This is a genomic window from Streptomyces sp. MZ04 (assembly GCF_004684775.1).
Lineage (GTDB): Bacteria > Actinomycetota > Actinomycetes > Streptomycetales > Streptomycetaceae > Streptomyces.
On the sequence record NZ_SRIC01000116.1, the window covers coordinates 1 to 23,530 of the forward strand.

A 23,530-nucleotide genomic window follows, 5' to 3' on the forward strand; every position below is an offset into this window, starting at 1 on the left:
GTGGGCAACTGCCGGGTATCGGGCGGTTGGGCGGGAAACTCGCCGCGAAGCGGCGCAACGGCGGCACAGCCGACGACGGCGCGTTGGCAGGCCGGGGCCGCTGCGGGGTGATCGGGCGGTGGGCGGGGAAGATCCGCCGCGAAGCGGCGGCCTGGAGCGGCGCCCCGGGAGGCACAGCAGAACGGCCCCGCTCAGCAGCTGCTGAGCGGGGCCGTTCCGTTACTGCTCAGGGGAACCGCTACGCGAGGGACTCCTCGGAGTCCAGCGTCACGCCGACCGCCTGGATCACCGCGGCGATCTTGAAGGCTTCCTGGATCGTCTCGCGGTCGACGCCCGCCTTGCGGAGCACCTGCTCGTGAGAGTCCAGGCACTGGCCGCAGCCGTTGATCGCGGAGACCGCGAGCGACCACAGCTCGAAGTCGACCTTCTCCACGCCCGGGTTGCCGATGACGTTCATCCGCAGGCCGGCCCGCAGCGTCCCGTACTCGGGGTCCGAGAGGAGGTGGCGCGTGCGGTAGAAGACGTTGTTCATCGCCATGACGGCCGCGGCCGACTTGGCGGCGGTGTACGCCTCGGGGGAGAGGTTCGTCTTCGCCTCGGGCTCCAGCTCGCGCAGCACCTTCGGGGAGCGGGAGGCGATCGCGCAGGCGAGCACCGTGCCCCACAGCTGCTGCTGCGGCAGGTCCGAGTTGCCGATGACCGAGCCGAGGTTCAGCTTCAGGTCCTTGGCGTAGTCCGGTACGGCGGACTTCAGTTCGTCGAGTGCCATGTCAGTAGGCTCCGTTCACTCGCCCGAGAGGAGCGCGACCGGGTCAAGGGTGTTCTCGCCCTTGGTCCAGTTGCACGGGCAGAGCTCGTCCGTCTGGAGAGCGTCGAGGACCCGGAGGACCTCCTTCGGGTTACGGCCGACGGAACCGGCGGTCACCATCGTGAACTGGATCTCGTTGTTCTGGTCCACGATGAAGACGGCGCGCTGCGCGAAGCCGTCCTCGCCCTCGATGCCGAGGTCACGCATGAGCTCGTGCTTCGAGTCGGCCAGCATCGGGAAGGGCAGGTCGGTGAGGTCCGGGTGGTCCTTGCGCCAGGCGTGGTGCACGAACTCGGAGTCGCCGGAGAAGCCGAGGACCTGGGCGTCACGGTCGGCGAACTCGTCGTTCAGCTTGCCGAAAGCGGCGATCTCGGTCGGGCACACGAAGGTGAAGTCCTTGGGCCACGCGAAGACGATCTTCCACTTGCCTTCGTAGGTCTTGTGGTTGATCTGTGCGAACTCCTTGCCCGCCTCCAGCGAGACACAGGCAGTCAGATCGAACTGGGGGAACTTGTCACCGACAGTGAGCACGCGCTCTCCTTGCAAACAAAGGAACCCCGGTAAGGGGCTCCAGGGGGTTGGACTGCTTTCGATCGTGGCACAGAGTGCATTGATTAGGGAAATAGCTACACTCTGTCCTGTTGATCGGAGGTGGCTATCAGTGCGAGCCATAAATAGGGGCAAGCAGCCCAGCCTGGCGCAGCTCCGCGCCTTCGTGGCCGTGGCCGAGCAGCTGCACTTCAGGGACGCGGCGATATCAATCGGGATGAGTCAGCCCGCGCTGTCCGGCGCCGTCTCGGCCCTGGAGGAGGCACTGGGTGTCCAGCTCCTGGAGCGCACCACGCGCAAGGTGCTGCTCTCCCCGGCCGGCGAGCGGCTCGCGGTGCGGGCCAGGGCCGTGCTCGACGAGGTCGGGACGCTGATGGAGGAGGCGGACGCGGTGCGCGCGCCGTTCACCGGGGTGCTCAGGCTCGGGGTGATCCCGACCGTGGCGCCGTATCTGCTGCCGACCGTCATCGGGCTCGTACACGAGAAGTATCCGGATCTGGACCTTCAGGTGCACGAGGAGCAGACCTCGTCGCTGATCGAGGGGCTCGGCGCCGGGCGGCTCGATCTGCTGCTGCTCGCCGTGCCGCTCGGGGTTCCTGGTGTGACCGAACTGCCCTTGTTCGACGAGGACTTCGTGCTGGTCACGCCGCTGGACCACTGGCTCGGCGGGAGGGAGGGGATCCCGCGCGACGCCCTGCGTGAACTCAATCTGCTGCTGCTCGACGAGGGGCACTGCCTGCGCGACCAGGCCCTCGACATCTGCCGGGAGGCGGGCCGCGCCGACGCCCCCGTGACCACGACCGCCGCCGGGCTCTCCACCCTCGTCCAGCTCGTGGCCGGCGGGCTCGGCGTGACGCTGCTTCCGCGCACCGCTGTCCGCGTCGAGACCAGCCGCAGCAATCAGCTGCTCACCGGGTACTTCGCGGACCCGGCGCCGACGAGGCGGATCGCCCTCGCGATGCGTACGGGGGCTGCGCGTGCCGCGGAGTACGAGGAGCTGGCCGCCGCGCTGCGGGGGGCCGTGAAGCCGTTGCCGGTGCGGGTGTTGTGACCCCGCACCGGCAACGTACGCCCTGATAAAGGGAGTTACTCCAGATACTCCAGATACTCCAGTTACTCCGTACGCAGGCCGTCCGGTCGCATCATGCGCCGCAGCGGCGGCAGGCTGAGCAGCGTCACGATCGCGACCATCCCCGCGCCCACGCCCGTCAGGGGCAGGAACGACCACCAGTCGGTGACCTCCTTGCCGATCATGCGGGTCATCACCGCGCCGAGGCCGAGGCCGCCGGCGACCGCGAGGGCGAGACCCAGGACGACGGGCAGCGCCGTCTGCCACAGGAGCGAGAAGGCCATCGAGGAGCGGCGCGTGCCGAACGCGGTGAGCGCCGCCAACAGGCGCTTGCGTTCGCGGAGTTGCTCGATCATCGACACCAGCATGGACGCGGCGATCAGCGCCATCGTGACGCTCGCGCCGATCTGCAGGCCGCGCGCGATGGACGCGTACTGCTTGTCGCGGTCGACCGCCCGCATCGAGTCCACGCCGAGGAGCGGGCTGATGCGGGCCGCGGCGTTGCGCACGTACTCCTCGGCGTCCGGCTCGTTCGGGTCGAGCTTGACCCAGGAGGTCGTGGTCGCCTCGGACAGCTTCTCGATGTCGACGGCGGCGGGCGTGGCGAGGATTCCGTCGATCTTGCTGCCGGACGGGTTGGGCCTGGCCTTGACGGTGCGGGAGTCCTTGGGGAGCGTCCACAGGACCGGCTCGGCGCGCGGGTCGAAGTCGGGGTCCGCGCCGACGTTGACCGGCTTTCCGGGGCGTGCCGTCCTGTCCAGCCAGGTGTTCTGCTCCCCGCTGTTCGTGTGCGAGACGAAGGTGTCGCCGTCCTCGCAGGAGCCGACGTCGGCCAGCTCGCGCAGGGTCGCGCAGGTGCCGACGGTCAGCTGCGTGGTCGGCGTGATGTCGTTGACCTTGGTCTTGCCGGGGCGGGTGACATACGACTGCACGGTGCCGATGACGTTGGTGACGCCCGGGGTCCGGGTGAAGTCGTCGATCATCCGCTGGGCGAGGGGGCCGTTGCCGCTCATGCTGTGGACGGTGAGCTGCGCGCGCGTCGTGTCCTGACCGGTCGTCTGGTTGAAGTCGTCGTGCATGGACGCGAACATCATCTGCAGCGCCACCGCACCGGCCACCGCGACGGTGATCCCGCTGACCGCGCGGGCCGCCGTTCCGCTCGTCAACTGGAGCCTGCGCACGGCGAGCTGCCACGGCACGGGCCCGCCGCGCAGCCGTCCCACGACGGCCTCGACCAGCCACGGCAGGAGCGCGCTGAGCCCGATCAGGGTGAGGGCCGAGCCCGCCGCGATGGCGGGCACGTTCACGAAGGAGCCGACGTCGCGTTCGACGCGGCCCGACGCCAGCAGGATGCCGATGCCGGCAACCGGGAGCAGCACCCGCCACCACAGGCGGCGCCCGCGCCGCTTGCCGCCCCGGACGACCCCGAGGGGTTCGATGGCGACGGAGCGCAGCGAGAACAGCGTCACCAGGACCGCGGAGAGCGGCACGGCTAGCGCGACAAGGGCGACCAGGGCGGGCTCGGGCGCCATGTCGGACGGGTAGGCGCTGACGTTCGTCAGGTCGACCACGCCCACCAGTTGGCGCAGGAGCAGGAAGAAGACGGCGCCCGCCGCGAGCCCGAGCAGCGCCCCGAACAGGGCCTCGCCCGCCGCGATCCGGCGCACCGAGCGGGCGTCCGCGCCGACCAGGCGCAGTGCGGCGAGGCGCCGGTCGCGCCGGTCGCCGCCGAAGCGGACGGCCGTACCGATGAAGATCGCGACCGGAGTGAGAAGGACGACGCAGATCAGTACGACGAGCGCCATCAGGAACGGGTCGAGGGGCAGCGATTCGTCCTGCCCGAAGCGTGCGACGCGATGGGCGCCGCCCACAGCCGTGAGCTTGTCGGCGCCCGCGTAGTAGTAGAGCTCCAGCGGCGAGAGGAGTCCCGCGTCGCCGATGGTGCCGATCTGGCGGTAGCCGTCGAAGCGCTCCTTGAGCAGCTTGTTCGCCGGGTCGTCGAGCAGGTCGCGCAGCGCGGGCGAGACGACGATCTCGCCGGGTGCCGGGATCTTGTCGAGCCCCGGCGGCAGGACCGGGTGCTCCCCGTCGGCCTTCAGGAACACGCCGGTCGCCGTCCGGCCGCGGAACTGGGTGCCGGTGTTGCGCACCAGGACCGTCGTATCGCCGGCCTTGGGCGGCTTCGCCTCCATCGAGTCGTACGGAGTGCGGGCGTAGGACCGGTCGTCGCGGTTCTGAAGGAGCTGCGGCACCGATGCCGCGCCGAGCAGCAGGGCGACGCCGAGGCCGACGCCCACGGCGGTCAGGGTCGTGCGGATCCAGCCCTCGCGGCCGCCGCCGGCCGCGAACCGTATGCCCATGCCCAGGTCGCGTATCCAGGCGGGGACCCTGGTCGGGGGAGCGGGAGCGGAGGCCTGTGCCACGGCCGGGGTCTCGGTGCGCACGCGGGTGTCGCTCATGCGATGCGCTCCATGTCGCGGGACTTCCCGTCGCGTACGACGATCTCGCGGTCGGAGTAGGCGGCGACGCGGGTCTCGTGCGTGACCAGGACCACGGCGGCGTTGGTCGAGCGCGCGGCGTCGGTCAGGAGCTCCATCACGCGCTCGCCGTTGAGCGAGTCGAGGGCGCCGGTCGGCTCGTCGGCGAAGATCACGCGCGGGCTCGTGGCGAGCGCGCGGGCCACGGCGACGCGCTGGCCCTGGCCGCCGGAGACCTCGCCGGGCCGCTTGGCGGCGACGTCGTCGACCTCCAGGCGCTCCATCCAGGCGAGGGCGGTGGCCTCGGCGTCCTTGCGCCGTGCGCCGTTGAGCCGCAGCGGCAGAGCGACGTTCTCGACGCAGGTGAGTTCGGGCACCAGCTGCCCGAACTGGAAGACGAAGCCGAACTCGCTGCGGCGCAGCGCGCTGAGGCCGGCGTCCGACATGCCGGTCAGGTCACGGCTGCCGTACGTGATGGAGCCCTCGTCGGGCCGGACGATCCCGGCGAGGCAGTGCAGCAGGGTCGACTTGCCGGAGCCGGACGGACCCATGACGGCGACGACCTCGCCCGGGTGGATGGAGAATTCCGCGCCGTCGAGCGCGGTGGTCGGGCCGTACGCCTTGCGGAGTCCGTGGGCCACGAGAAGGGAACCTGCGGGGGTCATGCGGAGCGCACCTCCTGGGCGAGCTTGCCGAGGCGCGCGGCGGTCAGTTCCAGCCAGCGCAGATCGGCTTCGAGGTGGAACAGCGCGTGGTCGCAGATCAGCTGATCGGCGAGGTCACCCTTGCGCTTGCGGTCGGTGAGGATGCGCATCAGGCGCAGGTGCTCGGCCCGCTGGGAGTCGAGTATCTCCGTGGCGTCGCGCTCGGTGAGGAGGGCGAGGACGACCTTTGTGTAGAGGGTCGACTGGAGGTAGGGCTCGGGTTTCTCCGGAGTGGCGAGCCAGCGCTGGACATCCGTGATGCCGGCTTCGGTGATCGCGTACCGCTTGCGCTCGGGACCGCCGCCCGCCTCTATGCCGTCGACCTCGACGAGGCCGTTCTTCAGGAGGCGGGACATGGTCGAGTAGACCTGGCCGTAGTGCAGCGGCTTGTCGTGACCGAACTTCTCGTCGAAGGTGCGCTTGAGGTCGTAGCCGTGCCGGGGGCCCGACTCGAGGAGGCCTAGGAGGGTGTGACCGATGGACATGCGGAGGACTGTACACCGTGTGTATACGTGGTGTGTATACGCCCGGTGCAGAGTTCGGCGCGGAGCTCACAGGTTCGAGAAGCGGGCAACCTTCTGGGGTCCGTGTTCGTCGGTTCTTAAGGGCAGGTGCTCATTGTCACGTCCGGAAAAGACCGGATCGGCAGGAGTTTGTCCCAGGGTGCGGTGTTAGTTTCGTGAGCTGACTCGACGTACGTATGAGGACTAGACGGAAGCGGAGCACTCAGAACCATGGGCCGAGCGGAAGAGCGACAAGCGCGGCAGCGCGGCGCGCGCCGGGCAGCGCGCCCGAGCCCAGCCGGCGGCGGCAAACCCAAGCGCGGCGGCATACGCCGCTTCTTCACGCTGAAGAAGATCCTCGGCGCGTTCTTCGGGCTCTGCCTGCTCGGCATGCTCGGTTTCGTCGTCCTCTACATGGTGGTCGACGTGCCCGAGGGCAACGCGGCGGCCAAGCTGCAGAGCAATGTCTACAAGTACAAGGACGGCGAGGTCCTCGCCAGGACCGGCGAGCTGAACCGTGAGGTCGTCGACCTGGAGAAGGTGCCCAAGGTCGTCCAGAAGACGTTCGTCGCCGCCGAGAACAAGTCCTTCTACAAGGACACGGGCGTCGACTTCAAGGGCACGGCCCGCGGCCTGATCAACACGGTCAGCGGCAAGGGCAAGCAGGGCGGCTCGACGATCACTCAGCAGTACGTCAAGAACTACTACCTGACGCAGGACCAGACGGTGACCCGCAAGCTCAAGGAGCTGGTCATCTCGCTGAAGGTGGACCGCGAGTCGAGCAAGGACGACATCCTCGCCGGGTACATCAACACCAGCTACTACGGCCGCGGTGCCTACGGCATCCAGGCCGCCGCCCAGGCGTACTACAGCGTCGACGCCGAGGAGCTCGACGTCTCGCAGGGCGCCTATCTCGCGGCCCTGCTCCAGGCGCCGAGCCAGTACGACTGGACGTCCGCGACGCCCGCGAGCCGCAAGCTCGTCAAGGAGCGCTGGAACTACGTACTCGACAACATGGTCGAGGAGAACTGGCTGCCCGCGAGTGAGCGCGAGGGCCTCAAGTTCGACGTGCCGCAGAAGCCCCAGGCCGCGCCCGGCCTCGAGGGCCAGACCGGCTACCTGGTCACGGAGGCCAAGGCCGAGGTCATGCGGGCCGGGCACCTCAGTGAGGAGCAGTTCGACGCGGGCGGCTACACGATCACGCTCAACATCGACAAGAAGAAGCAGAAGCTGCTCGAGAAGGCCGTCGACAAGAAGCTGAACGACCAGCTCGACCCGGACAAGCGCAAGGCGGACGCCCGGGTGCAGGCGGGCGCGGCCTCCGTCGACCCCAAGACCGGCAAGGTCCTCGCGATGTACGGCGGCGAGGACTACGTGAAGCACTACACGAACAACGCGACGCGGCGTGACTACCAGCCCGCGTCCACCTTCAAGCCGCTGATCCTCGCCGCGGCCCTGGAGAACGGCAGCGAGACCCAGTCCGGCCAGCCGATCACCGCGAACACGGTCTACGACGGCACCAGCGAGCGCCCGGTCAAGGGCAGCGACGTCGCCTTCGCGCCGCCGAACGAGGACGACAAGAGCTATGGCCCCGTCACCGTCCAGAAGGCGATGAACAAGTCCATCAACTCCGTCTTCGCGCAGATGGGCGTGGACGTCGACATGGACGACGTACTGGAGACGGCCGGGAAGCTCGGCATGGACGTCGAGGACCTGCCCGCCGTGCCCGCGCAGACGCTGGGCACGATGGGCGCGAGCCCGCTGGAGATGGCGGGCGTGTACGCGACGCTCGACAACCACGGCAAGAAGGTCACCCCGGCGATCGTGGCGTCGGTCGAGCACAAGGACCGCACGATCGACCTGCCGGACCCGATCGGCGAGGAGGTCGTCGACCGCGGCACCGCCGACTCGCTGACCTCGGTCCTGACCGGTGTGGTCGACGACGGCACGGGCCGCGCGGTGCGCAGCCCCGTGCAGGACGTGGCGGGCAAGACCGGTACGTCCGACGACAACAAGTCGGCCTGGTTCACCGGCTACACGCCGAAGCTGGTCACTTCCGTCGGCCTGTTCGGCGAGGGCGCCGCGGGCACGGCCGAGGAGAGCAAGCAGGTCTCCATGAAGGGCGCGGGCGGTCTGCCCCGCGTCGACGGCGGCAGCTTCCCGGCCCAGATCTGGGCGGCGTACACCTTCGACGCGATGGGCTCGCCCAGCGAGTTCGACCTGGACACGTCCATGGGCGCGGCCATCGCGCCGCCGCCGGACCCGACGACGCAGGCCCCGCGGGAGCCGACGGAGGAGCCGGAGGAGACCGAGGATCCGACGACGAAGCCGCCGACGGAGACCCCGTCCAGCGAGCCGCCGACGGAGGAGCCGACCACCGAGCCGCCCACGGACCCGTCGACGATCGACCCGCCCACGGGCGAGCCGGAGGAGCCGGACCCGTCCGACTCCATCGAGATCCCGGAGAACCCGAACCGGCGGCCGGGCAAGGGCTGAGCACCACCGCACTGAAGGCGCCCGGAAGCACATGCTTCCGGGCGCCTTCGTGTCCCGTAAGGGGCGCGGGGAACTGCGCGACAAGCCCCCACGGCCCGCGGTAGAAGAACTACTGCTTAGTTTCTGCTCGATTCCGGCGTCGAGCCATGATTCAGCTCGAACCAGACCACCTTCCCGGTGCTCAACCGAGTCGCGCCCCACCGCCGGGCGAGCCGGTTGACCAGATACAGCCCGCGGCCACCCTCGTCCGTGGCCCGCGCCTGCCGCAGCCGCGGCAGCTGCGGCACGTCGTCGCCGACCTCGCAGCGCAGTACGTCGGTGCGCAGGAGCCGCAGGGTCACCGGGCGCGAGGCGTACCGCACGGCGTTGGTCACGACCTCGCTGACGAGCAGCTCCACGGAGTCGGTCAGCTCCTGCAGGCCCCAGCGCTCCAGGGCGCTGCGGGCGAGCCGCCGGGCGCGCGAGGGCGTCGCGTCCTCCGGCTCCAGGAACCAGTACGCGACGTCGCTCGGCGCGATCCCGTCGAAGCGGGCGGCGAGCAGCGCGATGTCGTCGTCCCGGTCGCCGGGGCCGAGCATGTCGAGCACCTCGTCGCAGAGCGCCTCGAGGGGCGGCGGATGGTCCGGTCCCGTCAACTGGGCGGTGGCGGCGAGCCGTTCGCGCAGCTGCTCTATGCCGGTCCACACGTCACGCAGGCGGGACTCGACGAGCCCGTCCGTGTAGAGCAGCAGCGTGGCCCCTGCGGGCGCGTCGAGCTCCACCGCCTCGAAGTCCACACCGCCCACGCCGATGGGCGCGCCCGGCGGGACCCGCAGGACCTCGGCGCGGCCGCCCAGATGCAGCAGGACGGGCGGCGGGTGCCCGGCGTTGGCGATGGTGATGCGGTGCGCGACCGGGTCGTAGACCGCGTACAGACAGGTCGCCATGCGGTCCGAGCCCAGGCGCTGGGCCTGCTCGTCCAGATGGTGCAGGACCTCCTGGGGCGGCAGGTCGAGCCCGGCCAGGGTCTGCGCGGTCGTCCGCAGCTGGCCCATGATCGCCGCGGAGGTCATGGAGTGCCCCATGACGTCGCCCACGACCAGCGCGACGCGGCTGCCGGGCAGCGGGATCGCGTCGTACCAGTCGCCGCCGACGCGGGCCGTCTCGGCCGCCGGGAGGTAGCGCGAGGCGAGCCGCACGCCGGTCGGGCGCGGCAGCGTCTCCGGCAGCATGGTGCGCTGCAACTCGTCGGCGATGTACGCCTCGCGGCCGTACAGCACCGCCTTGTCGATGCCGAGCGCGCTGTGCGTCGCGAGCTGCGCGGCGACCAGGAGGTCGTCCGCCTCGAAGGGGTGGCGGTCGGGGCGTCGCAGGAACACCGCGGCGCCGATCACCCGGCGCCTGCCGCGCAGCGGGGCGAGGATCGTGCGCTGCCCCGTCGGTACGGTCCGGCCCTCGCCAAGGAGCTCGGGCAGCGCGGCGCGGGCTCCGGGGGAGTCGGCGAACACCGGGCGTACGCCGCGCAGGACTTCGGCGAGGGCGCCGCCGGGGCGCACCTCGCACAGCTCGGCGGTCGTCACCAGGTCGGGCTGCGCCTGGAGGGCGGGCATCGTGCCGCCGTCGGTGTCCGGCTCCTCCGGGATCCGGTCGGTGCGGCGCAGGCGCAGCATCAGCGCACCGGTCGGCCGCTCATCGCCGACCGGCAGCGGGTCGCGCAGATAGACCAGTATCGCGTCGGAGAACGTCGGCACCGTGGCCCGGCACAGGCCCATGACGATCTCGTCCAGGTCGATGCCGCGGGCGATGCGCCGGGTGGCCGCGCCCACGAAGCGCAGCCGGTCGCCGTCACGGCGCATCGCGGCGGGGCCCGAGCCCGGCGGCCGGGGCTGTCCCGTGCGCCGCTCTGTGCCGTCGGGGCCGCCGGGGCCGCCGGGGCCGCCGGGGCCGCCCACGGTCCTCGGCTGCTCCGGTCCCGGCTGGGACGGCACGCCCTCGGGGGCGGGGCGCGGGCGGTGCGGGTCCGGCTGCGAGGCCGGGGAGCCCGACGACCGGTCGTGCTCGTCGCTGGGGCTCGCGGCGGCGTCGCCGGTGCGCGCCTGGGCGGCGGGTGCCGTGTCGCCCTTGCGTGCCTGTGCGGGTAAAGCGGACGCGCCCGTGCCGCCTTGTGCCTCCGGGGCACGCACCAGCGCCCCGCGCGGGTCCGCGGGGGCGGTCGGCCGGGCAGCTCGGGGCTGTCGGCCTTCGTCGGGGGTGGGGTGCTCCGTCACGCGTTTCGATCCGTCCGTCCGGGGCTGCGCCGTGGTCTCCGGGGGCTAGGTGGGTCAGCCGCGTCGGCAGTGCAGGAAGAGCTGGTGCTCGGGGATGGGGCCTCCCCTGGTCGAGCGAAGTCGAGAGCTTGGGGAAACGTGGGTACTGGCGGGGGCGTACGAGTACGCGTCCTCGTCGATGATGTCGAAGCCCGCGTCCCGCACGACCTGCCGCAGTTCGTCCCGCAGGTAACCGGATACCCGGATTGTGTGCCCCAGGAACGGAATTGCCGCGTCATCCAGATCGGCCTCGACCATGGACAGCGTGAGCAGGCCACCGGGGAGCAGCAGTCCGCGCAGCAGCCGCAGCGCGTGCGGGATCTCCTCGCGCGGCAGCATCAGCAGCGCGAAGAACGCCACGATCCCGTCGAACCGGCCCACGCCGTCCGGTCCTTCGGCCCGCAGCCGCGCCACGTCGAGCTGCCGGAACTCGGCGCCCGGCGCAGGCACGTTCTTCCTGGCCAGGTCGAGCATGCCGGACGACAGGTCGACGCCGAGGACGGTGTGCCCGGCCTCGGTGAGCTGACGCGCGGTCGGCAGACCGGTCCCGCAGCCCACGTCGAGCACCCTCGCCCCGGCCGGCAGCGCTTCGGCGAGCCTGCGCCCGGCGGCCAGCTGGCCCTCCTTGTGCGGGAAGGCGTCGTCGTAGTGCTGCCCGATGGCGTCGAACGCTTCGGCCTGGCCCGTGCGGTCGGGCAGGCCGGATGGCCCGCCGTACCTGTCGAACTCGCTCGCCTCGCTCACGTTCTGCCGCTCCTCGATGACAACCAGTCAGGCATCGCGCAAGCTCAGGGAGTTGCTGCTGAGTTGCTGCTGTGCGCCCTTGCGGAGGACGATCCTACGTTTGAACCATGGGGGTGCATCAAGGGTCTCATGACGTCACATGCGCGGGCGTGCGGTCCCAGTCATCCGGAAGGGGCGGAATGCCCCACTCCGGATCGGGTCGCCACTGCTGCCAGTTGTCCGAAAAGGGTGCTCCCCACGCGTGGATCACATCGATCGCGGCACGCCCTGCGGCCCGCACTTCCTCGGCTTTTCCCGCCCCCATCAGTCCGGCCCGCTGGGCCTGTGCGAACTCGTCCTCGTCGTGCCAGCGCCAACTGCGGTCGGGCCGCACAGAGATGTCCAGAAAGTGATCCTCGGAATCTATGCCTCCGGCCCAACGCGCGCGCGGCTCTTCGAGATTCACGTACCAGTTCTTGAACTGCCATCCCGGATCCCAGAACAGCCACACCGACCACGGCTCGGCCGGCCGCGCCAGCTTCAGCACGCCGGTGCCGAACCAGCGGTCCCTGCACAGGGCGCGGGGCTTGGTGTACCGGGTGGCGAGGGGCTCGTGATGGACGGGCGTCCCGTCGGCGAGCACCGGCTTCACGCACTCCGTCCCCGGCGCCATCCACACGGCGAGCAACTCGTCCGTGTCCTGCGCGACGGTGACGGGCCGGCAGATGTGCACCCGCTCCCCGGCGTTCTCCTTGTACCGCCACAGCACGTGGGTGCCGGGTGCCCAGCGTGCGTCGTCGCTGCTCGTCGTTGGCGGCGTCATGTGCTCTGTCATGCACAGATGTTAGTAGCCCGGCAGGACCGTCCGGCGGCCGCTCCCCAGGGTCGGGTCGTCCGCTCCCTAGAGCCGGGTCGTCCGCTCCCTAGGGCCGGGTCATCCGCAGCACGTCAAGCGCCGCGTCGAGCTGCTCCACCGTGAGATCGCCCCGCTCGACGTACCCGGAGGCCAGCACGACCTCCCGGATCGTCTTCCGCTCGGCCAGTGCCTTCTTCGCCACCTTCGCCGCCTCCTCGTACCCGATGTACTTGTTCAGCGGCGTGACGACGGAGGGCGAGGACTCGGCGTACTCGAGGGCCCGTTCACGGTTCGCGGTGATCCCGTCCACCGTCCGGTCGGCGAGCAGCCGCGAAGCGTTCGCGAGCAGCCGCACGGACTCCAGGACGTTCTTGGCGATGACCGGAAGCATCACGTTCAACTCGAAGTTGCCCGCGGCCCCCGCCGCGGCGACCGTCGCGTCGTTCCCGGTGACCTGCGCCGCGACCATGAGGACCGCCTCCGGAATCACCGGATTCACCTTGCCCGGCATGATCGACGAACCGGGCTGCAGGTCGGGCAGGTTGATCTCGGCGAGCCCCGTCCGGGGGCCGGAAGCCATCCACCGCAGGTCGTTGGAGATCTTCGTCAGGCCGACGCCGATCGTGCGCAACTGCCCACTGGTCTCGACGATGCCGTCCCGCGCCCCCTGCGCCTCGAAGTGGTCCCGCGCCTCGGTCAGCGGCAGCCCCGTGGCCCGTGCCACCTCCGCGATCACGGCCGCCGAGAACCCGGGCGGCGTGTTGATCCCGGTGCCCACCGCCGTACCGCCCAGCGGCAGTTCGGCCAGGCGCGGCAGCGAAGAGCGCAGCCGCTCGACGCCGTACCGCACCTGTGCCGCGTACCCGCCGAACTCCTGGCCGAGCGTCACCGGTGTCGCGTCCATGAGATGCGTACGCCCGGACTTCACGACGTCCGCGAACTCCTCGGCCTTGCGCTCCAGGGAGGCGGCGAGGTGCTCCAGGGCCGGGATCAGATCGCCCGTCACTGCGCCCGTCGCGGCGATGTGGATGGAGGACGGGAAGACGTCGTTCGACGACTGCGAGGCGTTCACGTGGTCGTTCGGATGTACGTCGCGACCCAGCCGCTCCGTGGCCAGTGTGGCGAGCACCTCGTTGGTGTTCATGTTGGACGACGTGCCGGACCCCGTCTGGAAGACGTCCACCGGGAAGTGCTCGTCCCAGCGCCCTTCGGCGACCTCGCCCGCCGCGCCGGCGATCGCCTCCGCGATGTCCTTGTCGAGCACGCCGAGCTCCGCGTTGACCTTCGCGGCGGCCGCCTTGATCTGCGCGAGAGCGGCGATGTGGGCACGTTCGATGCGCTGCCCGGAGACGGGGAAGTTCTCCACCGCCCGTTGTGTCTGGGCCCGCCACTTGGCGTGCGCGGGGACCCGCACCTCGCCCATGGAGTCGTGTTCGATCCGGTACTCACCGCTGGCGTCGCTGGTCATGCCGCGAACCTACCTCTCCGTCAGAACCCGATGAAAAGTTGAGCACTTGTCTTGTTCTAGGTATTCCCAAGCGCCCTACTGACCAGTAAAAACCGGGGGTAACACCAAACCGGGGAGGCGCGATGAAGCGCACCAGAAGCGGCCGCCAGGGCAGGCTGAGATGTACGTTCGCGGCGGCCGTCGCGATGGCGGCGGTGCTCGGCACGGCGGCGCTGCCCGCCCAGGCGGCGGACGGCGACGGCGGGAGCCCGAAGGCGGCGCCCGCCTCGACGCCGCTCCCGCCCGAACTGGAGAAGATCCGGGCGGACGAGGCCACCAAGCTCTACGGCGACCCGGCCGAGCGCCCGCTCGCCGACCGCAAGACCGGACTGATCTCGCTGGGCGACAGCGAGATCTCCGGGGAGGGTGTCGGGACGTACGAACCCGGTACCGACGGCCCCGACAACTGGTGCCACCGCTCCCCGGACGCCGCGATCCACCGCACCGGCATCGCGGCGGACGTGACGTACAACGTCTCCTGCTCGGGAGCCAGGACCGTCAACATCAAGATCGGCGGCGAGAAGCAGTACGCCGACGAGCTGGTGCAGAGCGACAACCTCGCCATCAAGGCGCGCAACACGAAGATCAAGACGATCCTCCTGGTCATCGGGGCCAACGACGACCTCGAGTTCTCCTCCGTCATGACCGACTGCGTGACGCGCTTCCTGCTCAGCCAGGGCGCCTGCGCGGGCAAGTACGCGCCGGGCTGGCAGGCGCGGGTCGACGGCCTCGTGCCCAAGGTCGAGCAGTCCATCCGCGACCTGAAGACCGTGATGAAGGACGCGGGCTACCAGGAGGGCGACTACAAGCTCGTCGCCATGGGCTACCCGAGCCCGATCGGCCCGGACTTCCGCGACAACCCGAACTTCCCCGGCAAGCTGGTGTGCGGCGGTCTCGGCTACGACTCCGACACCGAGTGGGGCCGCAACTCCGCGGTGCCGACCTTCGCGACCGGCATGCGCAAGGCCGCCAAGAACGCGGGCGCGACCTACCTCGACAACTCCCGCCTCTTCCACGGCCACGAGGTCTGCATGGAGGACACCTGGGCGCGCGGCCTCTACGTGGACCTCTCCAACCCCTTCCCGCCGGACTCCAATTCGGTACGGCAGTCCTTCCACCCCAACGCGCGCGGCCACGCGGCCTTCGCGTCCTGCCTCACCCAGCTCTACAACTCGGGTCAGCGTGAGGCCAGTTGCGCCGACCCCGCGAGCACGGGCAGCCCCAAGCTGTACCCGGGCGCCTGGGACGACGCGTACAAGCCGCTGAAGAACCAGGCCACGGGGACCTGCGTGGACGTCGACGCGTCGAGCAGCCGCAACGGCACCAAGGTCCAGGGCTGGGACTGCACCGGCAACCGCAACCAGACCTGGTGGTACGACGCCGGCCAGAAGTCACTGCACACCGGTCTCACCCAGGACCGCTGTGTCGACGTACCGGGAACGGCGAAGGAAGGTACCGCCGTCACACTGTGGAACTGCCACGGCGGCGCCAACCAGAAGTTCGTGCGCGATGCGGGAACGCTGCGCCCCGCGTCGGACACCGCGCTCTGTCTGGGGCTCGCATCGCCCAAGGAGCCGCTGAAGCTCCAGAAGTGCAACGGGTCGGCGAACCAGAAGTTCGCGTAAGCCCCCGTCGCCCCGGGCCTCCTCCGCCACCGCGCTCCAGGAGGCGGGCCCGGGGCGAACGTCGGAGAATGAGGAAGGGAAGAGGGGGAGACCCACCACCTCAACAGGAGGCGGCACATGCTTCCCCACCTCAGGACCCTCGGCGCGCTCGGTGTCTGCCTGGCCGCGTCCGTTGCCCTCAGCGCCCCGTCCTCGGCGTTCGCCGCGCCCGCCCAGGACGACGACACGTTCACGCTCTATGCGAAGGAGGTCGCGAGCGAGGACAACGGGGGCCAGAGCGAGCAGCCGGCACCCGACATCGGGGACAGCTTCGCCTTCGCCGACGACCTGTATGACAGCAAAGGCGGTGGCAAGGTCGGCAGGGACGGCGTGACGTGCACCGTGGTGCGCGTCGCCGACCCCGACGACCTGCTGTGCGTGGGCACCTTCGTGCTCGAGGGCGGCCACATCGCCGGTCAGGCCATAGTTCCGCTCGACGAGTCGGAGCAACAGCCCACGTTCGACATCGCGATCACGGGCGGAACCGGCGACTACGACGAGGCGCGCGGCTATATCCACTCCACCGATGACGGGGACTTCCAGAAGCTGGAGTTCCATGTCAACAGCTGAACGGCCCTGACGGGATGCTGCCGCCCAGTCAGCTCACCAGTCAGCCCAGGCCGGGGCCACGCACCGGGATGCTGGTGAACGTCGGTGCCGGGGCCGGGTTCTGGAAGAAGTCGTTGCCCTTGTCGTCGACCACGATGAAGGCCGGGAAGTCCTCGACCTCGATCTTCCAGACCGCCTCCATGCCGAGCTCCTCGTACTCGACGACCTCGACCTTCTTGATGCAGTCCTGGGCGAGGCGCGCGGCGGGGCCGCCGATCGAGCCCAGGTAGAAGCCGCCGTGCGCGTCACACGCGTCGGTGACCTGCTGGGAGCGGTTGCCCTTGGCGAGCATCACCTTGGAGCCGCCCGCCGCCTGGAACTGCTCTACGTAGGAGTCCATCCGGCCGGCCGTGGTCGGGCCGAAGGAGCCCGAGGCGTACCCCTCGGGGGTCTTCGCCGGGCCCGCGTAGTACACCGGGTGGTCCTTCAGGTACTGCGGCATCTCCTCGCCCGCGTCGAGCCGCTCCTTGATCTTGGCGTGCGCGATGTCGCGGGCCACGACCAGCGGGCCGGTGAGCGAGAGCCGGGTCTTGACCGGGTACTTGGTCAGCTCGGCGAGGATCTCGTCCATCGGCTGGTTCAGGTCGATCTTGACACTGCGCGCATCAGCGGCTTCGCCGCGGGCGGAGGCCTCGTCGAGGTGCTCGTCGGTGGTCTCGGGGAGGAAGCGCGCCGGGTCCGTCTCCAGCTGCTCCAGGAAGACGCCCTCGGCGGTGATCTTCGCGGTGGCCTGGCGGTCGGCCGAGCAGGACACGGCGATCGCGACGGGCAGCGAGGCGCCGTGCCGGGGCAGGCGCACCACGCGTACGTCGTGGCAGAAGTACTTGCCGCCGAACTGCGCGCCGATGCCGATCTTCTGCGTCAGCTCGAAGACCTTCTCCTCGAGCTCCTTGTCCCGGAAGCCGTGCCCGGTCGGCGAGCCCTCGGCGGGCAGCTCGTCCAGGTAGTGCGCGGAGGCGTACTTCGCGGTCTTCAGGGCGAATTCGGCGCTGGTGCCGCCGACGACGATCGCCAGGTGGTACGGCGGGCAGGCCGCCGTACCGAGCGAACGGATCTTCTCCTCCAGGAACTTCATCATGGAGGCCTCGTTCAGGACGGCCTTCGTCTCCTGGTAGAGGAACGACTTGTTGGCCGAGCCGCCGCCCTTGGCCATGAAGAGGAACTTGTAGGCGCCGCCGTCGGTCGCGTACAGCTCGACCTGGGCCGGGAGGTTGGAGCCGGTGTTCTTCTCCTCCCACATGGTCAGCGGGGCCATCTGCGAGTACCTGAGATTCAGCTTCGTGTACGCGTCGTAGATGCCGCGGCTCAGGGCCTTCTCGTCCTCACCTTCGGTGAGGACGTTCTGGCCGCGTTTGCCCATGACGATCGCGGTGCCGGTGTCCTGGCACATGGGCAGGACGCCGGCCGCCGCGATGTTCGCGTTCTTCAGGAGGTCCAGCGCCACGAACTTGTCGTTCGACGACGCCTCGGGGTCGTCGATGATGCGCCGCAGCTGCGCCAGGTGCGCGGGCCGCAGATAGTGCTGGATGTCGTGGATCGCCTCGGCGGCGAGCTTGCGCAGGGCCTCCGGATCGACCTTGAGGAACGTCCGCCCGTCGGCCTCGAAGGTGGCGACACCCTCGGAGGTCACCAGCCGGTACGGGGTGGTGTCCTCTCCCAGCGGGAGCAGATCGGAGTACTCAAACTCTGGCATTACGGCCATTCCTCACTCGGCAGACGGCGGCGCGGCCTCCATTGGCGACGCGCCAACCAGCGTAGAACGCCACAGGACGGCCGAGTCTGTGAGGTAAGGCTCAGTACCGCGGCTCGAGGGGTAGTCGCGATCTATCGCGTTTGGGTACGCTGCCTGGTGTGGACCTAGAGAAGCGCCCTCAGCAGCCATCCCCGGAACCGCGGCCCGCGGCCCTGCGCGCCTCCGACGCGGACCGGGACCGCACGGCGGACATCCTCCGCGAGGCCCTGGCCGAGGGCCGCCTGACGGCCGAGGAGCACGGCGAGCGCATCGACGGCGTCTACCGCGCGAAGACGGTGGAGGAGCTGGCGCCACTGGTCAGGGATCTGCCCGCGGCCGGCGGGGCCGCGTACGCGACGGCGGCCCCCGAGCCCGCCCCCTCCCGGCCGTCCGACGGCGTGGTGCCCCCGGTGGCCGACGAGAACCTGGTCGCGGTCTTCAGCAGCTCCGTCCGCAGGGGCCGCTGGCGGGTCGGCCGCCGCACCCATGCGTACGCGATCTTCGGCAGCGTCGAGATCGACCTCAGCGAGGCGATCTTCGAGCAGCGGCAGGTCGTCATCAAGGCGGTCTCCGTCTTCGGCAGCGTCGAGATCCGCGTCCCGGAGAACATCTCGCTGCGGGGCAGCGGCACGGGCGTGCTCGGCAACTTCGAGGTGGAGACGCTCGACTCGGCCGAGCGGGACGCCCCGGTCGTCTTCGTCGACGGCATCGCGGTCCTGGGCAGCATCGAGGCGCGGCCCAAGCGCGGCAAGCTGGTGCGCGATCTGCACAAGCAGGTGCACAAGCAGGTGCGCAAACACCTCGGTCACTGACGGCCCGGGGGCCGGCGGCGGCAACGCGGACTTTCGCGCATCGGAACTCAGTGCATAGGCGCGTACACAGCGGGTAGAGCTTGCTGCATCGTCTCTCGCTCGCGAAGCCGTCGTCAGGAGTAGACCAGTGCTGCAGCCGTCGCATCAGTCCCTGCAGGTCGCCGCCGTTTCGGGCGATGGGGCCTCCCCTGCTCGAGCGCAGTCGAGCGCTTGGGGAAGGGTGCCAGCGCGCGATCGGAATCAGGACTCCCCATGGCACACCGAAGCGGTGTGCAGGCGAGACGAGGCGGGGCTGTTCTTCGCCCCGTCCAAGGAACCGACCGCCTCCCGCCTCTCCCGAGAGGAAGCCGCGAAGCGCGTCTGCGGCCGCTGTCCCGTGATGGTCGAGTGCCGGGAACACGCCCTGCTCCAGCCCGAGCCGTACGGCGTGTGGGGCGGCCTCACGGCCGCCGAGCGCCGCGTGGTGCTCGCCCGGCGCCGCAGGCGCGACCTGGAGCTCCAGAAGGCGGCGCACACGGCCGCGGGGCCGATCGCCGCCGCCGGCTAGCCGCCGGACAGCCCGTTCGTACGCCGAAGGGGGCGTCCCCCGCACGGGGCGCCCCCTTCGACGTACACGACCGGCTCACGACCGGCGGTGGTGCGTCCTACTTCGCGCGGTCGAAGTCGATCGCGCTGTACGCGCGCAGCTTCGAAAGCCGGTGGTCGGACTCGATCTTGCGGATCGTGCCCGACTTGGAGCGCATGACCAGCGACGAGGTCGACGCGGTCTCCGCGCCGTAGCGCACGCCCTGGAGCAGCTCGCCGTCGGTGATGCCCGTCGCGACGAAGAAGACGTTGTCCCCGCGGACCAGGTCGGTCGTGGAGAGCGTGCGGTCCAGGTCGTGGCCCGCGTCGATCGCGCGCTGCCGCTCCGCGTCGTCCTTCGGCCACAACTTGCCCTGGATCACACCGCCCAGGCACTTGATCGCGCAGGCCGAGATGATGCCTTCGGGGGTGCCGCCGATGCCCATGAGCAGGTCGACGCCGGTGCCTTCGCGCACGGCCATGACCGAGCCAGCGACGTCGCCGTCCGAGATGAACTTGATGCGCGCGCCGGTCTCGCGGATCTCCTTGACGATGCCCTCGTGGCGGGGGCGGTCGAGGATCATGACCGTGACGTCCTCGGGCGCGGAGCCCTTGGCCTTGGCGACGCGGCGGATGTTGACGGAGGCCGGGGCGTTGATGTCCACGTAGTCGGCGGCCTCCGGGCCCGTGACCAGCTTGTCCATGTAGAAGACCGCGGACGGGTCGAACATGGCGCCGCGGTCGGCGGCCGCGAGCACGGCGATCGCGTTCGGCATGCCCTTCGCGCAGAGGGTCGTGCCGTCGATCGGGTCGACGGCGATGTCGACCTCGGCGCCGGTGCCGTCACCGATGTGCTCTCCGTTGAAGAGCATCGGGGCCTCGTCCTTCTCACCCTCTCCGATGACGACTACGCCGTTCATCGAGACGGTGTGGACGAGGGTCCGCATGGCCCTGACGGCGGCCCCGTCGGCGCCGTTCTTGTCGCCGCGGCCGACCCAGCGGCCCGCGGCCATGGCGGCGGCCTCGGTGACCCGGACGAGCTCCAGGGCGAGGTTGCGGTCGGGGGCCTCGGGGGAGACTTCGAGCTCGGACGGGAGATGATGCTCGGTCATCGGAGAGCACCTTTCTGCTGATACAAAAAAGTGGCGCGCCCGTAGGGCGTCCTTGCAAGGGCGGTGGTGGGAGACGGGAGGGCGGCCGGATGAGGGTTTGGGACGACTCTATCCGCAGGCCGACAAAATGAGCAGAGGGCCCCACGCATGAGCGGATCGGGCGCCGGTGCGCGGCGTCCTGCGGGGCGGTTCCCGGGGTGGTGCCGAGGGGCCCGCGGGGACCTGCGACGATGGGGCACGTGGCCAGGACCCAAAGCAATCAGACCGTGCGGAACATGCTGTGGTCGATGGTGGTGATCTCGCTCTGCGCGGGCGCCTTCTACATTTTCGTTCCGCATGACGAGACCAAGACCCCCGTCAAGCGCGTCGACTACCGCGTGGAACTGCTGACCGCCCGCAGGGCCGCCGCGTATCCGGTGGCCGCGCCCGAGGGCCTCGCCCATGCGTGGAAGCCGACCTCGGTCCGCTACGACGGCGCCAAGAACGACAGCTGGCACCTGGGCTTCCTGGACCCGGACGGCGAGTACGTCGCCATCAAGCAGTCCACCGCGAAGCCGACCGAGTTCATCCGCGAGGCCACGGAGCGCGCGGAGAAGACGAAGGTCACCGAGGAGATCGGCGGCCGGACCTGGCAGCGCTACAAGGGCGGTACGTACGACGCCCTGGTGAGCCGGGACAAGGGCGCGACGACGGTGGTCGCGGGCACGGCGTCGTTCGGCCAGCTGGAGAAGATGGTGAAGGCCCTGAAGACGTCCTGAGGATGTGCACGGCAGTTACGCGAAGGGCCCCGGCAGCTGCCGGGGCCCTTCGCGTAACTGCCGCGGGGTGACTCAGACGGTCGTGACGACCTGATCGATGTCGAGGCGCGGGGAGCGCGGGAACCAGGCGTCGTCGCCCGGCTTGCCGATGTTGACGACCATCACCGGGGTGTGGTCGTCGTCCAGGAACTCCTTCTGGACGCCGGCGTAGTCGAAGCCGGTCATCGGGCCCGCGGCCAGGCCGGCGGCGCGCACGCCGATGATGAAGTAGGCGGCCTGCAGCGCGGCGTTGAGGTGGGCGGCACCCTCACGGACCGGGCGCTCGGCGAAGAACACGTCCTTGGCCTGCGGGAAGTGCGGGAACAGGGCCGGCAGCTCCTCGTGGAACTCGTTGTCCGCGGAGAGGATCGCGACGAGCGGGGCGGTCGCGGTCTTCGGCTGGTTGCCCTCGGCCATGTGCTTGACCAGGCGCTCGCGGGCCTCGGGGGAGCGGACGAGCGTGATGCGCAGCGAGGAGAGGTTGAAGGCCGTCGGGCCGAACTTGATCAGGTCGTAGATCGCCTGGACCTGCTCCTCGGTGACCGGCTCGTCGGTGAAGGTGTTCGCGGTGCGGGCCTCGCGGAAGAGCAGGTCCTGGGCGGTGGGGTCAAGGGCGAGAGACATGGATCAACCTTCTCGGTGCGTGCGTGGATCAGCTTGCTTGATCGACGGTACGACGTTGCGGTTTAAGATTCAACAAAAAGCGGGGCATGGTGATCCGCTTCACAAGTCGCCCGAGGCTCAGCCCTGCTCGTCGCCCTCGGAGTCCCCATCGCCCTCAGGCCCGGCCAAGGCGGCGTCCAACCTGGCCCGCGCCCCGTCCAGCCACCGCCGGCACACCTTGGACAGCTCCTCGCCCCGCTCCCAGAGGGCGAGCGACTCCTCCAGGGTCGTGCCGCCCGCCTCCAGGCGGCGTACGACCTCGATGAGCTCGTCCCGCGCCTGCTCGTAGCCGAGCGCGTCCGCCGCGCCCGTGGCCTCGTCCGTCTTGCTGGTCATGCGCCCACCCTAAATGTCGACTTGCACGGTTCGTACGGTGAATTCGCCCTCGGCCACGCGTGCCCGCAACTCCTCGTCGGCGGCGACCTCGTCCGCGGCGCGCACCACCGCGCCGTCCGCCTTCTGCAGCACCGCGTACCCCCGCTGGAGCGTCGCGGCGGGGGAGAGGGCCACCACGCGCGCGTGGGTGTGCGTCAGCTCCGAACCGGCGCGGTCCAGGAGGTGCCCGAGGGTGCGGCGGCTGCGGTCCACGAGGGCCGAGACCTGCTCCTCGCGCTCCTCGACCATGCGATGCGGGTTCTCCATGGAGGGCCGGGCGAGGGCATGCGCGAGCCCTCGGTCTTCCCGGTCCAGGAAGGCGTCCATGCTGCGCCGCGCCCGGTCCCGCAGCCAGCGCACCCGCTCGTACTCCTCACCGACGTCCGGTACGACCTTCTTGGCGGCGTCGGTGGGGGTGGAGGCGCGCAGATCGGCGACGTAGTCGAGCAGCGGATGGTCGGGCTCATGCCCGATGGCGGAGACGACGGGCGTACGGCACGAGGCGACGGTGCGCACCAGTTGCTCGTCCGAGAACGGCAGCAGATCCTCGACGCTGCCGCCGCCGCGGGCCACGATGATCACGTCGACGTCGTCATGGGCGTCCAGATCCTTCACGGCCTGCACGACCTGCGGAACGGCGTGCACGCCCTGGACGGGCACGTTGCGCACTTCGAAGCGGACGGCGGGCCAGCGGTGCCGGGCGTTCTCCAGCACGTCCCGCTCGGCGGCGGAGGCACGCCCGGTGACGAGCCCGATGAGCTGAGGCAGAAAAGGCAAGGCCTTCTTCCGCTCGGCGGCGAAGAGCCCTTCTCCAGCAAGCCCCTTCTTCAACTGCTCGATCCGAGCAAGCAGTTCACCAACCCCCACGGGCTTTATCTCGGCGGCCCGCAGGGACAGCTGCCCGCGGGGCGCGTACCACTCGGGTTTGGCGTGTACGACGACGCGGGCGCCCTCGGATACGACGTCCGCGACGGCATCGAACACCTGCCGATAACAGGTGACGCTCACGGAGATGTCGTGGGACGGATCCCGCAACGTCATGAAGACGACCCCGGCACCGGGCCGCCGCGACAACTGCGTGATCTGCCCCTCGACCCACACGGCACCGAGCCGATCGATCCACCCCCCGATGAGCCGCGACACCTCACCCACGGGCAACGGAGCGTCAGCAGACGTATTCAGACCCATCCCCCGAGCGTATAGGCCCTGTCTCTTATACCCATCT

Annotated in this window: 21 protein-coding genes; 7 read left to right on the plus strand and 14 right to left on the minus strand. The window is 70.1% G+C overall.

Annotated features, from left to right (window positions below; genetic code table 11):
• Positions 1–238: 238 nt before the first annotated feature.
• Positions 239–769, minus strand: a complete 531-nt coding sequence (locus E2651_RS23075) for an alkyl hydroperoxide reductase (RefSeq protein ID WP_135333106.1) — start codon at positions 767–769, stop codon at positions 239–241.
• Positions 770–784: 15 nt separating this feature from the next.
• The gene (locus tag E2651_RS23080) at positions 785–1,339 is read right to left on the minus strand and encodes a peroxiredoxin (RefSeq protein ID WP_135333107.1); all 555 of its coding nucleotides are present in this window, start codon (positions 1,337–1,339) and stop codon (positions 785–787) included.
• 130 nt (positions 1,340–1,469) lie between these two features.
• On the opposite strand from E2651_RS23080, the gene E2651_RS23085 reads away from it, so the two are divergent.
• Positions 1,470–2,408: a LysR substrate-binding domain-containing protein gene (locus tag E2651_RS23085; RefSeq protein ID WP_135333108.1), complete on the plus strand. Its 939-nt coding sequence runs from the start codon at positions 1,470–1,472 to the stop codon at positions 2,406–2,408.
• Positions 2,409–2,470: 62 nt separating this feature from the next.
• Here E2651_RS23085 and E2651_RS23090 read toward each other — a convergent pair whose 3' ends face one another.
• Genes E2651_RS23090 through E2651_RS23100 form a run of 3 tightly spaced genes read right to left on the minus strand, consistent with a single transcriptional unit; the run spans position 2,471 to position 6,092 of the window.
• Complete coding sequence (locus E2651_RS23090; protein WP_245239116.1) at positions 2,471–4,885, minus strand: FtsX-like permease family protein; 2,415 nt, start codon at positions 4,883–4,885, stop codon at positions 2,471–2,473.
• On the minus strand, positions 4,882–5,568 hold the full coding sequence (locus tag E2651_RS23095) for an ABC transporter ATP-binding protein (protein WP_135333109.1): 687 nt from the start codon (positions 5,566–5,568) through the stop codon (positions 4,882–4,884). The genes E2651_RS23090 and E2651_RS23095 overlap by 4 nt, the downstream gene beginning before the upstream one ends.
• Positions 5,565–6,092 (minus strand): PadR family transcriptional regulator, encoded by a 528-nt coding sequence (locus tag E2651_RS23100; RefSeq protein ID WP_135333110.1) that lies wholly within the window; start codon positions 6,090–6,092, stop codon positions 5,565–5,567. The genes E2651_RS23095 and E2651_RS23100 overlap by 4 nt, the downstream gene beginning before the upstream one ends.
• Positions 6,093–6,341: 249 nt before the next feature.
• Between E2651_RS23100 and E2651_RS23105 the strand changes: the two genes are divergently transcribed.
• Positions 6,342–8,606, plus strand: coding sequence for a transglycosylase domain-containing protein (locus tag E2651_RS23105; protein ID WP_135333111.1), 2,265 nt, complete (start codon positions 6,342–6,344; stop codon positions 8,604–8,606).
• 116 nt (positions 8,607–8,722) lie between these two features.
• Here E2651_RS23105 and E2651_RS23110 read toward each other — a convergent pair whose 3' ends face one another.
• From E2651_RS23110 to E2651_RS23125, 4 genes are all read right to left on the minus strand, one after another.
• Positions 8,723–10,852, minus strand: a complete 2,130-nt coding sequence (locus tag E2651_RS23110; protein ID WP_135333112.1) for an ATP-binding SpoIIE family protein phosphatase — start codon at positions 10,850–10,852, stop codon at positions 8,723–8,725.
• Between the two features lie 54 nt (positions 10,853–10,906).
• A complete protein-coding gene (locus E2651_RS23115) occupies positions 10,907–11,635 on the minus strand; it encodes a class I SAM-dependent methyltransferase (RefSeq protein ID WP_135333113.1) in 729 nt (242 codons plus the stop codon).
• Between the two features lie 127 nt (positions 11,636–11,762).
• Positions 11,763–12,449: a DUF402 domain-containing protein gene (locus E2651_RS23120; protein ID WP_245239118.1), complete on the minus strand. Its 687-nt coding sequence runs from the start codon at positions 12,447–12,449 to the stop codon at positions 11,763–11,765.
• An 88-nt stretch (positions 12,450–12,537) separates the two neighbouring features.
• Positions 12,538–13,938 carry a class II fumarate hydratase gene (locus E2651_RS23125; protein ID WP_135333114.1) on the minus strand — a complete coding sequence of 467 codons (1,401 nt, stop codon included), beginning with the start codon at positions 13,936–13,938 and terminating at the stop codon, positions 12,538–12,540.
• A 122-nt stretch (positions 13,939–14,060) separates the two neighbouring features.
• Between E2651_RS23125 and E2651_RS23130 the strand changes: the two genes are divergently transcribed.
• Together E2651_RS23130 and E2651_RS23135 are read left to right on the plus strand one after the other, a co-directional pair.
• Positions 14,061–15,602, plus strand: a complete 1,542-nt coding sequence (locus tag E2651_RS23130) for a ricin-type beta-trefoil lectin domain protein (protein ID WP_135333115.1) — start codon at positions 14,061–14,063, stop codon at positions 15,600–15,602.
• A 117-nt stretch (positions 15,603–15,719) separates the two neighbouring features.
• Complete coding sequence (locus E2651_RS23135) at positions 15,720–16,211, plus strand: dirigent protein (protein WP_135333116.1); 492 nt, start codon at positions 15,720–15,722, stop codon at positions 16,209–16,211.
• A gap of 40 nt (positions 16,212–16,251) precedes the next feature.
• On the opposite strand, the gene E2651_RS23140 is transcribed toward E2651_RS23135, so the two are convergent.
• Positions 16,252–17,943, minus strand: coding sequence for a fumarate hydratase (locus tag E2651_RS23140; protein ID WP_135333117.1), 1,692 nt, complete (start codon positions 17,941–17,943; stop codon positions 16,252–16,254).
• 158 nt (positions 17,944–18,101) lie between these two features.
• Between E2651_RS23140 and E2651_RS23145 the strand changes: the two genes are divergently transcribed.
• Together E2651_RS23145 and E2651_RS23150 are read left to right on the plus strand one after the other, a co-directional pair.
• Positions 18,102–18,794, plus strand: coding sequence for a DUF1707 domain-containing protein (locus E2651_RS23145; protein WP_135333118.1), 693 nt, complete (start codon positions 18,102–18,104; stop codon positions 18,792–18,794).
• A gap of 127 nt (positions 18,795–18,921) precedes the next feature.
• Positions 18,922–19,341 (plus strand): WhiB family transcriptional regulator, encoded by a 420-nt coding sequence (locus tag E2651_RS23150; RefSeq protein WP_135333119.1) that lies wholly within the window; start codon positions 18,922–18,924, stop codon positions 19,339–19,341.
• Between the two features lie 97 nt (positions 19,342–19,438).
• Here the strand turns inward: E2651_RS23150 and glpX are convergent, their stop codons facing one another.
• Complete coding sequence (gene glpX / locus E2651_RS23155) at positions 19,439–20,470, minus strand: class II fructose-bisphosphatase (protein ID WP_135333120.1); 1,032 nt, start codon at positions 20,468–20,470, stop codon at positions 19,439–19,441.
• Positions 20,471–20,700: 230 nt separating this feature from the next.
• Here glpX and E2651_RS23160 point away from each other — a divergent pair, with 230 nt between their 5' ends.
• On the plus strand, positions 20,701–21,228 hold the full coding sequence (locus E2651_RS23160) for a DUF4245 domain-containing protein (RefSeq protein WP_135333121.1): 528 nt from the start codon (positions 20,701–20,703) through the stop codon (positions 21,226–21,228).
• Between the two features lie 72 nt (positions 21,229–21,300).
• Here E2651_RS23160 and E2651_RS23165 read toward each other — a convergent pair whose 3' ends face one another.
• The 3 genes from E2651_RS23165 to xseA form a co-directional block, all read right to left on the minus strand.
• Positions 21,301–21,891, minus strand: coding sequence for a malonic semialdehyde reductase (locus E2651_RS23165; RefSeq protein WP_135333122.1), 591 nt, complete (start codon positions 21,889–21,891; stop codon positions 21,301–21,303).
• A 117-nt stretch (positions 21,892–22,008) separates the two neighbouring features.
• The gene (locus E2651_RS23170) at positions 22,009–22,266 is read right to left on the minus strand and encodes an exodeoxyribonuclease VII small subunit (protein ID WP_135333123.1); all 258 of its coding nucleotides are present in this window, start codon (positions 22,264–22,266) and stop codon (positions 22,009–22,011) included.
• 9 nt (positions 22,267–22,275) lie between these two features.
• Positions 22,276–23,493, minus strand: a complete 1,218-nt coding sequence (gene xseA, locus E2651_RS23175) for an exodeoxyribonuclease VII large subunit (protein WP_135333124.1) — start codon at positions 23,491–23,493, stop codon at positions 22,276–22,278.
• Positions 23,494–23,530 lie beyond the last annotated feature (37 nt).

Coding starts and splice junctions, on each gene's coding strand:
- E2651_RS23075 (WP_135333106.1), bottom strand. CDS start 769: ATGGCACTCGACGAACTGAAGTCCGCCGTACCGGACTACGCCAAGGAC.
- E2651_RS23090 (WP_245239116.1), bottom strand. CDS start 4,885: ATGAGCGACACCCGCGTGCGCACCGAGACCCCGGCCGTGGCACAGGCC.
- E2651_RS23125 (WP_135333114.1), bottom strand. CDS start 13,938: ATGACCAGCGACGCCAGCGGTGAGTACCGGATCGAACACGACTCCATG.
- E2651_RS23165 (WP_135333122.1), bottom strand. CDS start 21,891: ATGTCTCTCGCCCTTGACCCCACCGCCCAGGACCTGCTCTTCCGCGAG.
- E2651_RS23135 (WP_135333116.1), top strand. CDS start 15,720: ATGCTTCCCCACCTCAGGACCCTCGGCGCGCTCGGTGTCTGCCTGGCC.
- E2651_RS23160 (WP_135333121.1), top strand. CDS start 20,701: ATGGGGCACGTGGCCAGGACCCAAAGCAATCAGACCGTGCGGAACATG.
- E2651_RS23100 (WP_135333110.1), bottom strand. CDS start 6,092: ATGTCCATCGGTCACACCCTCCTAGGCCTCCTCGAGTCGGGCCCCCGG.
- xseA (WP_135333124.1), bottom strand. CDS start 23,493: ATGGGTCTGAATACGTCTGCTGACGCTCCGTTGCCCGTGGGTGAGGTG.
- E2651_RS23105 (WP_135333111.1), top strand. CDS start 6,342: ATGGGCCGAGCGGAAGAGCGACAAGCGCGGCAGCGCGGCGCGCGCCGG.
- E2651_RS23140 (WP_135333117.1), bottom strand. CDS start 17,943: ATGCCAGAGTTTGAGTACTCCGATCTGCTCCCGCTGGGAGAGGACACC.
- E2651_RS23120 (WP_245239118.1), bottom strand. CDS start 12,449: ATGACAGAGCACATGACGCCGCCAACGACGAGCAGCGACGACGCACGC.
- E2651_RS23130 (WP_135333115.1), top strand. CDS start 14,061: ATGAAGCGCACCAGAAGCGGCCGCCAGGGCAGGCTGAGATGTACGTTC.
- glpX (WP_135333120.1), bottom strand. CDS start 20,470: ATGACCGAGCATCATCTCCCGTCCGAGCTCGAAGTCTCCCCCGAGGCC.
- E2651_RS23170 (WP_135333123.1), bottom strand. CDS start 22,266: ATGACCAGCAAGACGGACGAGGCCACGGGCGCGGCGGACGCGCTCGGC.
- E2651_RS23095 (WP_135333109.1), bottom strand. CDS start 5,568: ATGACCCCCGCAGGTTCCCTTCTCGTGGCCCACGGACTCCGCAAGGCG.